At 65.2% G+C, this 15,104-nt stretch carries 13 protein-coding genes; 1 reads left to right on the top strand and 12 read right to left on the bottom strand.

All coding sequences use genetic code 11. The annotated features are described in order from the left end of the window. Nucleotides 1-2 precede the first annotated feature (2 nt). From smc to BUA26_RS12435, 12 genes are all read right to left on the bottom strand, one after another. Nucleotides 3-3,512: a chromosome segregation protein SMC gene (smc, locus tag BUA26_RS12485; RefSeq protein WP_072761147.1), complete on the bottom strand. Its 3,510-nt coding sequence runs from the start codon at nt 3,510-3,512 to the stop codon at nt 3-5. 131 nt (nt 3,513-3,643) lie between these two features. Continuing rightward, nucleotides 3,644-3,919, bottom strand: a complete 276-nt coding sequence (locus BUA26_RS12480) for a BolA family protein (protein WP_255368308.1) — start codon at nt 3,917-3,919, stop codon at nt 3,644-3,646. A gap of 1 nt (nt 3,920) precedes the next feature. Continuing rightward, entirely contained in the window at nt 3,921-4,220 is a 300-nt protein-coding gene (locus tag BUA26_RS12475) for a YciI family protein (RefSeq protein WP_072761145.1), read from the bottom strand. A gap of 3 nt (nt 4,221-4,223) precedes the next feature. Then, a complete protein-coding gene (lysS, locus tag BUA26_RS12470) occupies nt 4,224-5,741 on the bottom strand; it encodes a lysine--tRNA ligase (protein ID WP_072761143.1) in 1,518 nt (505 codons plus the stop codon). 124 nt (nt 5,742-5,865) lie between these two features. Then, entirely contained in the window at nt 5,866-6,192 is a 327-nt protein-coding gene (locus tag BUA26_RS12465) for a hypothetical protein (protein ID WP_072761141.1), read from the bottom strand. Between the two features lie 47 nt (nt 6,193-6,239). Continuing rightward, nucleotides 6,240-7,365, bottom strand: a protein-coding gene (prfB, locus tag BUA26_RS12460) for a peptide chain release factor 2 (protein ID WP_143154260.1) whose coding sequence is annotated in 2 segments (ribosomal slippage) — nt 6,240-7,289 and nt 7,291-7,365 — 1,125 coding nt in all. Because the reading frame shifts where the segments join, the coding sequence is not laid out codon by codon here. 84 nt (nt 7,366-7,449) lie between these two features. Continuing rightward, on the bottom strand, nt 7,450-9,132 hold the full coding sequence (gene asnB, locus BUA26_RS12455; RefSeq protein ID WP_072761136.1) for an asparagine synthase B: 1,683 nt from the start codon (nt 9,130-9,132) through the stop codon (nt 7,450-7,452). A 97-nt stretch (nt 9,133-9,229) separates the two neighbouring features. Next, nucleotides 9,230-9,352, bottom strand: a complete 123-nt coding sequence (locus BUA26_RS20745) for a hypothetical protein (RefSeq protein WP_255368307.1) — start codon at nt 9,350-9,352, stop codon at nt 9,230-9,232. 59 nt (nt 9,353-9,411) lie between these two features. After that, nucleotides 9,412-9,786, bottom strand: coding sequence for a SpoIIAA family protein (locus BUA26_RS12450; RefSeq protein WP_072761134.1), 375 nt, complete (start codon nt 9,784-9,786; stop codon nt 9,412-9,414). A gap of 122 nt (nt 9,787-9,908) precedes the next feature. Continuing rightward, entirely contained in the window at nt 9,909-11,657 is a 1,749-nt protein-coding gene (gene recJ, locus BUA26_RS12445) for a single-stranded-DNA-specific exonuclease RecJ (RefSeq protein ID WP_255368306.1), read from the bottom strand. After that, entirely contained in the window at nt 11,618-12,511 is an 894-nt protein-coding gene (locus BUA26_RS12440; RefSeq protein ID WP_072761132.1) for a phosphoglycerate mutase, read from the bottom strand. Before BUA26_RS12440 ends, recJ begins: the two co-directional genes overlap by 40 nt. 39 nt (nt 12,512-12,550) lie before the next feature. Then, on the bottom strand, nt 12,551-14,473 hold the full coding sequence (locus BUA26_RS12435; RefSeq protein ID WP_072761574.1) for an ABC-F family ATP-binding cassette domain-containing protein: 1,923 nt from the start codon (nt 14,471-14,473) through the stop codon (nt 12,551-12,553). A gap of 205 nt (nt 14,474-14,678) precedes the next feature. On the opposite strand from BUA26_RS12435, the gene BUA26_RS12430 reads away from it, so the two are divergent. Then, nucleotides 14,679-15,038: a hypothetical protein gene (locus BUA26_RS12430; protein ID WP_072761130.1), complete on the top strand. Its 360-nt coding sequence runs from the start codon at nt 14,679-14,681 to the stop codon at nt 15,036-15,038. Nucleotides 15,039-15,104 lie beyond the last annotated feature (66 nt).

The following is a 15,104-nucleotide window of genomic DNA, read 5'->3' as shown; positions in this document are numbered from 1 at the left end:
CCTCAGGCAGCTCCGGCCAGTTTAGCCGCTTCGGCGAGATCCACCTGCACCAGTCGCGATACGCCCGGCTCGCGCATGGTGACGCCGCACAGTTGGGTAGCCGCTTCCATGGTGGCCTTGTTGTGGCTGATGAAGATGAATTGCACCTTTTCGCTCATCTCCCGGACCAGGCTGGAGAAACGGCCGACGTTGGCCTCATCCAGCGGTGCGTCCACCTCGTCGAGCAGACAGAAGGGCGCGGGGTTGAGACCGAAGATCGCGAACACCAAGGCTACGGCAGTCAGTGCTTTCTCGCCACCGGAGAGCAAGGTGATATTGGAGACGCGCTTGCCCGGCGGGCGCGCCATGATCGACACGCCGGTATTGAGCAGGTCGTCGCCGGTCAGTTCGAGATAGGCATGGCCGCCGCCGAACAGCCGCGGGAACAGCTCCTGCACGCCGGCGTTGACCTTGTCGAAGGTCTCCTTGAAGCGCTGGCGGGTCTCGCGATCGATCTTCTTGATCGCGCCTTCCAGTGTTTCCATCGCGCTGACCAGATCGGCGAGCTGATTGTCCAGATAGGTCTTGCGCTCGCTCTGCTCGGCGTGTTCCTGGATCGCGGCGAGGTTGACCGGTTCGATGCGGGCGATTTTCTGCCCGATGTCGGCCAGCTGCTGGCGCCACTGGTTCGCATCGATGTCTTCGGCCAGCTCGGCCAGCAAGGTTTCCAGTTCCAGGCCTGACGCGGTGATCGCTTCGGCCAGCTGCTCGGCACGCATATGCAGCGCCTGCGCGGCGAGGCGTTTCGCGGAGAGGCTCTCGCGCAGCGCGGACAAGCCCTGCTCCGCCAGATGCCGTTGCTGCTCCAGCTTGCGGAATTCGAGGTCGCAGTCTTCCAGCGCACGGCGCGCTTCGACCAGCTGTTTGTCGACCAGCAGGCGCTGATCGAGATAGGTCTGCCGCTCGGCTTCGAGTTCGGCGATCGGGTCGGAGCCGGCCGCGAGCTGCTCGGTGATTTCGGCACGGCGCGACTCGATCTGCCGCAACTGGCTGTCCATGCGACCCAGCGCCTGCTCCAGCGAAGCCAGCGAGGAGCGTTTGGACTCGAGCGCCAGGGCCAGCGAGTGCGACTGGTCGGCGGCTTCGCGCGCGTTCATGCGCGCTTCCTCGCGGGCCTCGAGCAGGGCACGACGCTCGTTTTCCAGTTCGCGGCGCTGGTCTTCCAGGTCGCCCATCAAGCCGACCGATTCGTCCAGCCGCGCCCGCGCTTCGCGGGTCTGGCTCTGCAATTCGTCGATCTGGGTGGCCAGGTCCGACAGCTCGCCATTGACCTTTTCGGCACGGGCGCGCGCGGTTTCCAGCTTGCCGCGATGGCTTTGCAGCTGGCCGGCCAGTTCCGACTGGCGACGGTGTGCGTTGTACAGCTCGCGCTGCGCATCGTCGCGCGCTCGTTCGGCTTCGAACTTGCTGGTACGCAAGCTATCGAGTTGTTCGCTGGCTTCCTCCAGCTGCGCTTCCAGCGTGGCGATCTGGTCGGCCAGCAGGCGGATCTCGCGCTCGCGCGCCAGCACGCCGACCTGGCTGCCCTGCGCACGGCGCACGCGCGCCCAGCCCGGACCCAGCCACTCGCCGCTGCGTGTGATCACGGATTGGTACGGCGCCAGCGCGGACAGCGAGACCACTCGCTGGTGAGCGTCGGCGAGCGACTCGGCGGTCAGCACGTGGCCGAGGATCGCCATCGCCGCAGCGGGTCCGCGCACATGTGCGGCCAGCGTGCCGGCGGTGTTGATCCCACCGTCGGCGGCATCGAGCAGTGCGATATCGGCGTTCTCGAGCGCGCCGAACTCGGCGGCCAGCGCATGCGCGCCGTCCACCAGCACGCTGTCCAGGAAGCCGCTCAGCGCAGTTTCCACCGCGGTTTCCCAACCGGCCTCGACCTGCAGCGATTCGCCGAGGCGACGCGATTTGGTCAGTCCGAGGCGGGCCAGCCAGCCGCTCGCGGCGCTTTCTTCCTGGCCGAGGGCTGCATGCTGCAGCGCTTCGAGCGAGGCATGCCGGCCGCGCGCGGTCTGTAATTGCTGGCGTGCCTCGTTCAGCGCCGACTGCACCTGGCGCTCGTCTTCCTGCACCTTCTCGTGGCTGGATTTGTGCTGATCGAGCAGGCTGCCGAGAGTTTCGACGCGCTCGCGCTGGGTGTCGTGTTCGCTGTGCAACTGCTCGCCGGCGGCATCCAAGGCGGCGACGTCGGTGGCTTTCTGCTCGGCTTCCAGCGCTTCGCGCCGCCGTGACAGGTCGATCGCCTGGCGATCCAGATAGTTGAGTTTGGTGCGCTCCACTTCGGCGGCACGGTTGGATTCGCCGGCGTTGCGGGTGTGGCTGTCCCAGCGCTGCTGCCAGTCGGCCAGCTTCGCCTCGGTGTCGCGCTGGGCTTCAGCGGTATCGTCCTGCATCTGCTGCAAGGCTTCGAGTTTCGGTTCGCCTTCGGCCAAAGCCATGCGCAACGTCTCGACCTGCCCGCTGTCGTTGGCGATATGCGCGGCCAGCTCGGCATGTTCGCGTTCGGCCTCGCCATGGGCGCGCTGCAGGCGATCGGCGGTTTCGCGATTGTGGCGTACCTGCTGCTCGACCCGTGCGATCTCGGCGCCGACCTTGTAGACATCGCCCTGCACCGCGTTCAGATGCTCGCTGGCGTCGGTGTGGCGCTCGCGCACGCTTTCCAGTTGCGCTTCGATCTGGCGCTGGCCGGCCAGCTGTTTCTCGATCTCGATCTCGGCGGCGGTCAAATCCGCGCCTTCGCCTTCGTGCTGGCTTTTCAGGCCGCGGTATTCCAGCGCGCGCAGCTCGGCTTCCTTGCGCGTCTGCTCTTCCTTCAGCGCCTTCCAGCGCTCGGCCGCGCGGGCCTGGCGATTCAAGTGTTCCAGCTGCTTGTCGACCTCGTCGCGCACGTCGCGCACGCGGTCGAGGTTCTCGCGGGTGGCCTTGATGCGGCTTTCGGTTTCCTTGCGGCGCTCCTTGTACTTGGAGATGCCGGCGGCCTCCTCCAGATGCATGCGCAGCTCTTCGGGGTGCGCATCGATGATCTGGCTGATCATGCCCTGTTCGATGATCGAGTAGCTGCGCGGCCCGAGACCGGTGCCGAGGAACAAGTCGGTGATGTCGCGGCGGCGGCAGCGCGCGCCATTGAGGTAATACGCGGACTGGCCGTCGCGGGTGACCTGGCGCTTCACCGAGATCTCGGCGTACTGGCCGTACTCGCCCTGGATGGAACCGTCCGCGTTGTCGAAGATCAGCTCGACCGTGGCCTGCCCCACCGGCTTGCGCGAGTTGGAACCGGAAAAGATCACGTCGGTCAGCGAATCGCCGCGCAGGCGGCTGGCCGCGCTCTCGCCCATCACCCAGCGGATCGCGTCGATGATGTTGGATTTGCCGCAGCCGTTCGGGCCGACCACGCCGATCATGTTGCTCGGCAGATGCAAGGTGGTCGGGTCCACGAAGGACTTGAAACCGGCGAGTTTGATCGTGCTCAGGCGCATGCGGTCATCAGTAGGGGGTCGGTCAGGTAACGCCCGCTGGTCGGGCGACAGGGCACTGTGCCAAACGCGGGGCGGCGCTGCAATGCGGTTTCATGTGAAGTTTTACTTCAATAGTCAGCCATAAACATATGTTATTTATCTTGAACAGCATCGATCGACAGCGCATGGATGCCTTTATCCATCAACCCGTCGAGCGCCGCATAGATCATCCGGTGGCGCTTGATCGGCAGCTGGCCGGCAAACGCGGCGCTGACGATCCGCACATGGAAGTGGCCCTTGCCCTCCCCCGCATGGCCGGCATGCTTGTGCCCCTCGTCGACCACTTCCAGATCGCTGGGCGCGAACGCGGCTTGCAGGCGTTCGCGGATCTGTTCAATGACGGGCTTCCCGGTCATCGCCGCGCCCATCTCACGGCAGTACTTTGCGGAACGGTTTGACCGAGGTCTCGCGATACACGCCGGCAGCAAGGTAGGGGTCGGCGCTGGCCCAGCTTTCCGCATCGGCCAGCGAGGCGAACTCGGCCACGATCAGGCTGCCGCTGAAACCGGCCGGACCCGGATCTTCCGCGTCGATCGCCGGAAACGGACCGGCCAGCAACATGCGGCCTTCGTCCTGCAACTGCTGCAGGCGGGCCAGATGCGCCGGACGCGCGGACTTGCGCGCTTCCAGCGAGTTTGCATTGTCAGTGCCGATGATGGCGTACCACATGGTTCAAGCCTCCGGGCGCATATAGGGAAACAGCAACACATCGCGGATCGAGGCGGAGTCGGTCAGCAGCATCACCAGCCGGTCGATGCCGATGCCGAGGCCGCCGGTGGGCGGCAGGCCCACTTCCAGCGCGCGGATGTAATCGGCATCGAAGTGCATCGCCTCGTCGTCGCCGGCATCTTTCGCGTCGACCTGGGCCTGGAAACGTGCGGCCTGATCTTCCGGGTCGTTCAACTCGGAGAAGCCATTGGCGATCTCCTTGCCGTTGACGAACAGCTCGAAACGGTCGGTGATGCCCTTGTCGGTGTCGCTCTCGCGCGCCAGCGGCGACACCTCGACCGGATGCTGAGTGATGAAGGTCGGCTGGACCAGCGTGTGCTCGACCGTCTTCTCGAAGATTTCCAGCAGCAGCTTGCCCCAACCGTAGCCCGGCTTGACCTGCGCCCCGAGCCGCTTGGCGTGCGCAGCCAATGCCTCACGATCGCGCAATTCTTCGCGGCGAATCTCCGGATTCAGCTCCAGCACCGCGTCTTCCATGCTCCAGCGACGGAAAGCTGGGCCGACATCGATATCGGCGCCGTCCCAATGCAGTTGGGTACTGCCGATCACCGCCTTCGCCGTATCGCGGATCACGCCCTCGGTGAGATCCATGATCTCTGTGTAGGTGGCGTAAGCCTGGTACAGCTCCAGCATGGTGAATTCGGGGTTGTGCCGGGTCGACACGCCTTCGTTGCGGAAGTTGCGGTTGATCTCGTAGACGCGGTCGAAGCCGCCGACGACCAGGCGCTTGAGGTAAAGCTCGGGTGCCACGCGCAAATACAGGTCGAGATCCAGCGCGTTGTGATGGGTGATGAACGGCTTGGCCGCGGCGCCGCCGGGGATGATGTGCATCATCGGCGTCTCCACCTCCATGAAGCGGCGCGTCGGCGCCTCCAGCCATTGGCGCATGAAGCCGATGACTTTCGAACGCTGCACAAACGTGCGGCGCGCTTCTTCGGTAACGATCAGGTCGACGTAGCGCTGGCGGTAGCGCTGCTCCACATCGGCCAGCCCATGGAATTTGTCGGGCAGCGGACGCAGGCTCTTGGTCAGCAGGCGCAGGCTGTCGACGCGCACCGACAGCTCGCCGGTCTTGGTGCGCATCAGCACGCCTTCGGCGCCCACGATGTCGCCGACGTCCCAGCCCTTGAACGCCTCATAGGTTTCGCCGACCGTACCCTGATGGATGAACAGCTGGATGCGCCCGCTGAAATCCTGCAGCTGCACGAAACTGACCTTGCCCTGCACGCGCTTGAGCACGATGCGGCCGGCCATCTTCACGCGGCGCGCGGCGGCTTCGATGGTTTCGGCCGTATGCGTATCCTTGTCGGCGAACTCGTCCTGCAAGTCGCCGGCGAAGCTGTCGACCTTGAAGTCGTTCGGAAACGCGATGCCCTGCCCGCGCAGCGCTTTCAGCTTCTCGCGGCGTTCGGCGATCAGCTTGTTCTCGTCGATGGGCAAGGTGTCGATCGTTTCACTCATGGGGATTCCGTTGCTGTCGGCGCTCGTGCCGGGCGGCGCACGCTTCTCCGCGCGCTTTTCTGTTTAGGGTCATCGTCGGGTTGAGAACAACGCGACGAGGTTTGTCTTCGGAACGGCGCGCCCGTCAATCGTCTTTGTGAAACACGTGCTTGACCGCATGCTTGGTCGCATCCCAGCCTTCGCGCGCACCATGGCCGACGGCGATACCGGCCTTCTTCGCACCGTGCCCGATGCCGACACCGGCATCCTTCGCGCCATGCCCGACCGAGACGGCGACGCGCTTGGTCGCGTGGCCGACGTCGCGGGCGCCGTTGCCGATGCCATGGCCGACGGCCTTGGCATCTTGCTTGATACCCTGGCCGGACGAGTTGTCCTGCGCGCCAGCCGCGCCGTTGAACGCCGCAAAGGCGGCGAATGCGATGAGGATTCCGCAGATCTTCTTGCTGTTCATGCTGTGGCTCCTTAGCAGGTGATTGAACCGACTCAACAGATCAGTGCTCACGCATCGGCGCGTTTGGCGCCGGCCTCGAGACCGGATTTCAGGCTGGCCTCGATGAATTCGTCCAGATCGCCGTCCAGCACCTTCTGCGTATCGGTGCGTTCGATGCCGGTGCGTAGATCCTTGATGCGGCTCTGGTCGAGCACATAGTTGCGGATCTGGCTGCCCCAGCCAATATCGGACTTGGTCGCTTCCAGTGCATCGCGTTCGACGTTGCGCTTCTGCACCTCCAGCTCGTACAGCTTGGCGGCCAGCATCTTCATCGCGGTGTCGCGGTTCGCGTGCTGGCTGCGGCCGGTCTGGCAGGCCACGACGGTATTGGTCGGGATGTGCGTGATACGCACCGCCGACTCGGTCTTGTTGACGTGCTGGCCACCGGCGCCCGAGGAGCGGTAAACGTCGGTGCGCAGGTCGGCGGGGTTGATCTCGATATCGATGTCGTCATCGACTTCCGGCGATACGAACACCGAGGTGAAACTGGTGTGCCGGCGGTTGTCCGAATCGAACGGGCTCTTGCGCACCAGACGGTGCACGCCGATCTCGGTCTTCAGCCAGCCATAGGCATAATCGCCTTCGACCCGGAACGTGGCGGACTTGATGCCGGCCACTTCGCCGCCGCTGACTTCCATCAGCTCGGTCTTCCAGCCACGCGATTCGCACCAGCGCAGATACATGCGCAGCAGCATCTCGGCCCAGTCCTGCGCTTCGGTGCCGCCGGCGCCGGCCTGGATGTCGACGAACGCGTTGGTCGCATCCATCTTGCCCGAGAACATGCGCTGGAACTCCAGCTTGCCCACTTGCGCGTCCAGCTTGGCCAGGTCGCTGACGACCGAGTTGGCGGTGTCCTCGTCGTTATCGGCGACGGCCATTTCCAGCAGGTCGCCGGCGTCGGTCAGGCCCGCGGTCAGCGTGTCGATGCCATCGACGATGGTATGCAGGCGGGCGCGTTCGCGACCCAGCTCCTGAGCGCGCGCCGGATCGTCCCAGACGTTCGGGTTTTCCAGCTCGCGGCTTACTTCTTCCAGACGTTCGCTTTTTGTAGCGTAGTCAAAGATACCCCCTAAGCGACTCGACACGGCCCCGGAGGTCCGTGATCTGCGCGAGGATCGGATTGATTTCGATCATGTGGTTATTTGGAGTCAGGTTTTCAGCCTGCAAGAATAGCAGAGGAAGGCGATATGCCGTTTCCAGCCCGGCGGATTCACGAGTTCAGGCCAGCGCCTGCGCATGCACTCCGCGCACCGCCCGGCCGGACGGATCGGCCGCATTCGCGAACGCCGGGTCCCAGGCCAGCGCCGCCGGTGACGAGCAGGCGATCGACTTGCCGCCTGGCACGGTGGCTGCGCAGGCTTCCCCGGGAAAGTGCTGTTCGAAGATGCGTCGGTAGAAATACGCTTCTTTCGTGGCCGGTGTGTTGAACGGGTAGCGTGCTGCCGCCGCGGCGAACTCACGGTCGCTGATGGCTTGCTCCGCATGCGCCTTCAAGCCATCGATCCAGCCGTAGCCGACGCCATCGCTGAACTGCTCCTTCTGCCGCCACAGGATCGAATCCGGCAACGCGCCATCGAACGCCTCGCGCAGCACCGCCTTTTCGATCCGCCCCTGCCCCGCCATCTTGTACTTCGCATCCAGGCCCATCGCCACGTCGATGAACTCCAGGTCGAGGAACGGCACGCGCGCCTCCACACCCCAGGCCATCATCGCCTTGTTCGCGCGCAGGCAGTCGTAGCTGTGCAGCGCATCGAGCTTGCGCACGGTCTCCTCGTGGAACGCCTCGGCCGACGGCGCCTTGTGGAAGTACAGGTAGCCGCCGAAGATCTCGTCCGAGCCCTCTCCCGACAGCACCATCTTCACGCCCATCGCCTTGATCCGCCGCGCCAGCAAGTACATTGGCGTGGCGGCGCGGATGGTGGTGACGTCGTAGGTTTCGATATGCCGGATCACCTCGGGCAGTGCGTCCAGCCCTTCCCAGAACGTGTAGACGAAACCGTGATGCACGGTGCCCAGCGCATCGGCGGCGATCTGCGCGGCGGCCAGATCCGGCGAACCGTCCAGGCCGATCGCGAACGAATGCAGTCGAGGCCACCATGCTTCGGTGCGATCGCCCTCTTCGATGCGGTGACGGGCGAACTGCGCAGCACACGCGGCAACCAGCGATGAATCCAGTCCGCCGGAAAGCAGCACGCCGTAAGGGACATCGGTCATCAGCTGACGGTGCACGGCCTGCTCGAAGGCCTGGCGCAAGACCGGCCCAGCGACATCGCGGCCTTGCGTATACGCGTAGTCGCGCCAGGGCTTGTGGTAGTAGCGGCGCAACTCGCCGCTGGCGCTGTCGTACACATGGCCGGGCGGAAACGGCGCCACATCGGCACATACGCCAACCAGCGCCTTCATCTCCGAGGCTACGCACAAGCGGCCATGGATGTCGTGGCCCCAGTACAGCGGACACACGCCGATCGGATCGCGGGCGATCAGATAGCGCTGCGCTTCGCCGTCCCACAACGCGAACGCGAAAATGCCATTGAGCCGCGGCAGGCCATGCTCGATGAATTCAGCGGCGCCATGCTCGCGATACAGTGCATTGATCACCTCGCAGTCCGAGCCGGTGGTGAAGTCGTACGTGCTGGCGCTGCGCAATTCACGATGGTTGTAGATCTCGCCGTTCACCGCCAGCGCCAGCGCACCGTCGCGCGAACGCAACGGCTGCGCACCGCTGGCCGGATCGACAATGGCCAGGCGCTCGTGCACCAGGATCACCCCGGCATCGACGAACACGCCACTCCAGTCCGGCCCGCGATGGCGCTGGCGCTGTGACAGTTCCAGCGCCTGTCGCCGCAACGTGGCCAGGTCGTCGCCCGGCTGCAGGTCGAACATTCCGAAGATCGAACACATCGCACTTCCCCTCGTCGTTGATAAAAAATCGTGGTGCAGAAACGAAAAAGGCCCGCTCTAGGCGGGCCTTTTTCACGTATGTTTCGGAAACTTGAAGCTACGCGTCGGCCCGCCAGAAGTTGGCGTTATTGTTCGCGCGATTATTGTTGTTGCCGGCCAGCACGAAGCCCCGCGCGGAAGGCGCGATGAGGTTCTGGAAGCTGGCGGCGACGGAATGCATGGGCCAACTTGAACAGATCAGCCCGAACTTGGCAAGTGTTTGGAGCCTGCCGAGGTTTTCTAGGCTGGCTCGCTCTCGGTCACCCAGCGCGTCGCTTCGGCCAGGTCGCTGCCATGGAACAGGCGGAACTGCGCCGGTATCGCGAAACCGAAGGCCGTCGCGGTAACCCGCAGCCAACCCACGTCGGTGACCAGGGCGATACGTTCCCAGCTGCTGAAATGGCGCATGCCCAGTTTGGCGTCGTCCCACATCGCGCCGGGGTCGAAGCCGGTGAAATCCTCGGCCGTGACATACAGCAAGCGCAGCTTGCGGTTGAGCGCGAACGCCGCCTCGACATCCGGCACGATGATGTTTTCGTAGTCGGCAGCGGTGACCTGGCCGTGGGCGCGGAAACCCAGCGTGCCGGCAGGCAATCCTTCGATATGGGCGATCACGGGCGTTCTCCATGGGCGGGGTGTCGCCAGCTTGGATCAGGCCACGTGAAAACCACGCAAGTGGAAACATCTGAAATTCCTTCTCCGCAGGGCAGGAAGGTGCCGCAGGCGAAAGAGGCGCTTCAGGCCGGTTCGATATGCCGCAACAGCAGCCGCGGCGTTTCGCGGCCCTGCCAGTCGTTGATGGTCAACTCGTAGGCCGCGCGCAGCTGCGGCGGCGGTGGCTGGCCGTGATACGCGTTGAACATCACCGCATCGTGCAGCATGCCGTCGCGCGGGTCGCGCAATTGCAGGCGCAGGTGCCGTTCGCCCATCACTTTCCAGCTGGCGCATTCGAACACGTTGTCGAACAACGGCTCGGGGAACGCCTGTCCCCAGGGGCCGGCATGACGCAGTTGCCGGGCCAGCGTCAATGAAGCGGCGCCGGGCGGCAGCTCTCCGTCGGTATACAGCACCGCCTGCAGCCGCTCGGCGTCGATCAGCTCGCGCGCGATCGCATCGAACGCCATCGCGAAACGCGGGTAGTCGCAGGTCTTCATGCTCAGTCCGGCGGCCATCGCGTGGCCGCCGAAGCGTTCGATCAAACCGGGCTGGCGCGCGTCGATCGCCGCCAGTGCATCGCGGATGTGAAAGCCGGCAATCGAACGCGCCGAACCGCGCAGGTTGTCGGTGTCGTCCTCGCTGGCGGGTGCGAACGCGATCACCGGACGATGCAGCCGGTCCTTCAGTTTCGAGGCGACCAGGCCGACCACGCCTGCATGCCAGCTCGGTTCATACAGCGCCACGCCGATCGCGTCGATATCGGTCATGCCGACCACCATCTGTTCGGCCTCGGCCACCATCGACGCCTGCAGGTCGCGGCGCTCCAGGTTGATCGCGCTGAGCTGTTCGGCGTAGCGGCGAGCCTGTGCCACGTCGTCGGTGAGCAGACATTCGACGCCCAGGCTCATGTTTTCGAGTCGACCCGCCGCATTCAAGCGCGGCCCGACGGCGAAGCCGAGATCGCTGGAACACAGCGTCGCCACGCTGCGTTTGCCGGATTCGACCAGCGCGGTGATGCCGGCGCAGGCGCGGCCGCTGCGGATGCGCTGCAAGCCGGCCTCGACTAGCACGCGGTTGTTGAAATCCAGCGGCACCAGATCGGCCACCGTGCCCAGTGCGACCAGATCGAGCAAGCCGGAAAGATCCGGTTTTGCGCCGACGAAGGCGCCCTGCTCGTGCAACCTTGCGCGCAAGGCCAGCAGCAAATAGAACATCACGCCCACGCCGGCCAGCATCTTGCTCGGAAACGCATCGCCGACCAGGTTCGGGTTGACCATCGCATCGCATGCCGGCAACTGCTCGCCGGGCAGGTGATGGTCGGTGACGATCACCCGGATGCCGCGCGCCTTCGCCGCCGCCACGCCAGCCACGCTGGCCACGCCGTTGTCGACGGTGACGATCAGTTGCGGCGTCGGCTGCAGCGATGCGACCAGTGCGGGGCTCAGCCCATAGCCGTGGACGAAACGATTGGGTATGGCATAGCTCACCCACTTCGCACCCAGCAGCCGCAAACCGCGCACGGCCACCGCCGTGCCGGTGGCTCCGTCGCAGTCGTAGTCGCCCGCAATCACGATGGTCCAGTCGTCGCGAATCGCCTCGACCAGCAGATCGACGGCCTGCGTCATGCCGCCGAGCAGCTGCGGCGACAGCATCCGGGCCAGCCGGTGTTCGGCCTGGCCGGGCTCCAGCACGCCACGTGCGGCGTAGATCTGCTGCAGCACCGGATGCACGCTGGACGGCCAGCCGCTGGGCAGGCCTTTGCTCTCGCGCCGACGCAACTGCAACGTGCTCAACGCCCTGCCCCGCGCCAGATGCGCCAGCGGTGCCACGGCTTGCGCCGCCAGCGCTCGGCGCTGGCGAAATGCAGCACGACCGAGTGGCGATCGAGCAGCGGCTGCAACGTCGGCCACCAGCGCGATGCGATCTCGCCAGGCGGCAGGTCCTGCAGATCGATCAGCCAGCCCGACGTGGCGGCGGCGACGGATTCGGGAGTGCGCGGGTGTTGCGCCATATCGGCGCGGCTGGCCAGGGCGCGCAGCAGCAGGTCGTCACTGACCACGCCATGCAGCGGGCTTTTCAGCGAGCCCGGCAGGCTGCCGCCGCCCCACAGCCACAAGCTGTTGACCGGCGCCAGTCCACGGGCACGCCGTTGCGCGTTCAGTGGATGCTGGTGCAGCAGCACCTGGATCTCGTTGAGCAGCACGCGCCAGCGCCGCCCTTCCGCGCCCGGCGGCAAATGCTGCGAAAGGTCTTCGCCCAGCGCTTGTTCGGGCGCTGCGAAGCTGGGTAGCGTGGTGCCGGCTGGCAGCTTCAGATGCCACCGATCCGGCGTCGAAATCTCCAGGTGCAGGCCGGCTTCGTCGAATACCGGTTTCAGCGGTTCGGCCAATGCCTGCGCTTCATCCATGCTCAACTGCAACTGGCCGCAAGCCAGCAGCCGCACGCCGTTCATGTCGGGCTGCACCCAGGCCGGGTCGGCCGACAACCAGATGGCGTCGGCCGCATCGCCCACGAGAAATTCGCGGGTGATCGCCGCCGCCGGCAGGTCGGCATCGATGCCGTGAAAATAATCGCCCAGGCCAGCCAGATAGCCGGCATGGCCATCGGTCAATCGGTCGGCGCGAGCCAGCCACTCACGCAGCGGATGATCCGGCTCGACATGCGCCAGCGCCGGCAGCCACATTTGCAATGATTGCTCCGGCGTTGCGCTCACGGGTGCACCTTACGCTTCCAGTTGTTCGTACAGTTCCAGCCACTCCGCTTCCAGCGCTTCCTTCTCGCGGCGCAGTTCGGTCTGGCGCTGTCCCAGCCGCATCATCTCGCTGGTCGAACCGTTGTACGTGGCCGGATCGGAAAGCTGGATCTCCAGCGCGGCCAGTTCGGTATCGATGGTGGCGTTGCGGGTTTCGATCCGCTTCACGCGCTGGCGTGAGGTCTTCTCATTTTCGCGTTGGGCAGCGGCGTTGCGGCGGCGTTCCTCGGGTGTTTCCTCCGGCACGATCTTGACCACCGGCTTGGCCGCAGCCGCGCCGGCCTTGGCTGCCTTCTTGCTGGTCGCGCCGCGCGTGCGCAGCCACTTGGCGTAGTCGTCCAGGTCGCCGTCGAAGCTTTCCACCACGCCGTCGGCCACCCGCCAGAAACTGTCGCAGACCATGCCGAGCAGATGGCGGTCGTGCGAAACCAGCACCAGCGCGCCGTCGAAGTCTGCCAGCGCATCGGCCAGCGCCTCGCGCATGTCCAGGTCGAGATGGTTGGTCGGCTCATCGAGCAGCAGCAGGTTCGGTTTGTCCCACGCGATCAGCGCCAGCGCCAGGCGCGCCCGCTCGCCGCCGGAGAAGCCGTCGACCGATTCGAACGCGCGGTCGCCCGCGAAATTCCAGGTGCCGAGGAAATCGCGCATGACCTGGATCGTCGCGCTCGGCGCCTTGTCCTGCAGGTGGTCCAGCGCGCTCGCGCCCTCGCGCAGGCTTTCCACCGTGTGCTGGGCGAAGTAGCCGATTTTCAGGTCCTTGTGAGCCTTGCGCTCGCCGCTGAACGGATCGAGATCGCCGACCAGGGTCTTCACCAGGGTCGATTTGCCGGCGCCGTTGGGGCCGAGCAAGCCGATCCGTTCGCCGGCTTCCAGGCTGAAACGGACATCGCGCAGGATGATGTTGAGATCATCGCCGTCATCCGTCGCGTAGCCCGCCGTGATGTCCTCCAGTTGCAGCATCGAATCGGGCAATCGCCCGGGTACCGGAAACTGGAAGCTGAAGGGACGCTCGGCGCGCACGGCCTCGGTACCGGCCAGCTTTTCCAGCCGCTTCATGCGCGACTGCGCCTGCTTGGCCTTGCTGGCCTTGGCCTTGAAGCGGTCGACGAAGGACTGCAGATGCGCCCGCTCGGCCTGCTCGCGCTCATGCGAAATCTGCTGCTGGCGCAATTGCTCGGCGCGCAGGCGTTCGAACGCGCTGTAGTTGCCGGTGTACAGCTTCGCCTTGCCGTCGTTGAGGTGCAGCGTGTGGGTGATCACGCCATCGAGGAATTCGCGGTCGTGCGAGATAATCAGCAAGGTGCCCTGGTAGCGGCGCAGCCATTCCTCCAGCCACAGCACCGCGTCGAGATCGAGATGGTTGGTCGGCTCGTCCAGCAGCAACAGGTCGGACGGGCACATCAGCGCGCGGGCCAGGTTCAGGCGCCCGCGCCAGCCGCCGGAAAACTCCTTGACCGCGCGCTCGTGCGTTTCCGGCGGAAAGCCCAGGCCGTGCAGCAGGCGACCGGCACGGGCGCGGCCGTCGTAACCGTTCAACTCCTCGATGCGGTGATGCGCCTTCGCCATCGCCTCCATGTCGCCGCGTTCGCCGGCATCGGCCTCATCGCGCATCGCGGCGGCCAGTTCCTCGTCGCCGCCCAGCACGTAGTCGATCGCCGCGTCCGGCAGCGCCGGGGTTTCCTGCGCCACCGAGGCCAGCCGCAGCTTGGCCGGCATGTCCAGCTCGCCGGCATCGCTCTCCAGCTTGCCCTGCAAGGCCGCGAACAGACTGGACTTGCCGCAGCCGTTGCGGCCGATCACGCCCAGCCGCCAGCCGCTCTGGATCACCAGATCGATATCGGAAAGCAGCAGGCGAGTGCCGCGGCGCAAGGCAAAATGTCGAAAGGAAATCATGAAAAACAGTATCCGAACCGGGCGGAGCAATCGTCCGCAGCCGACCATGATAGCGGTGATGGCGCTATTCTCGACGAACCACCGGGTTATGCCGTGCGATGGCCGAATGCCCAATCCATCGCAATCGGCACCCATCGGCATGGCGTAGCATAGGTGGTTCTGCTACAACGACGCCGCATACAGCCTTGTATGGAGAGGGGGAGCCATGGTCAAGTTCACAAGCAGTTTGCCGATCATCGTCATGCTGGCCGCTACTGCCGGTTTTGCTGCTGCGCCACAGGTGGCCCAGGCCAGCCAGCAAGGGGACAACCTGCTGGTCCATCGCGTGCAGCAGGAAAACGGCATGAACCTGCCCAGCCGCGGCATGAGCATGGCCCAGGTCGAGAAAGCCTACGGTGCGCCACAGCGCAAGCTGTCGCCACGCGGCGGCGATTCGAAGAAGCATCCGCAGATCAACCGCTGGGAATATCCGGGCTTCATCGTGTATTTCGAGCATGAGCACGTGATCCATGCCGTGCTCAACACGCCGGCCGGCAACAACACCGATCCAGCCGCGGTCAACTGATACGGTTTTCCGATGACGCGGCCCGTGGCGACACGGGCCGCATTTTTATGTGTACGGCGATGACCT

Origin of the sequence: Rhodanobacter sp. OK091 (genome assembly GCF_900142825.1) — a bacterium.
GTDB lineage: Bacteria > Pseudomonadota > Gammaproteobacteria > Xanthomonadales > Rhodanobacteraceae > Rhodanobacter.
Note: the sequence above shows the minus strand (reverse complement) of the source record. Positions and strands in the feature narration are given on the sequence as shown.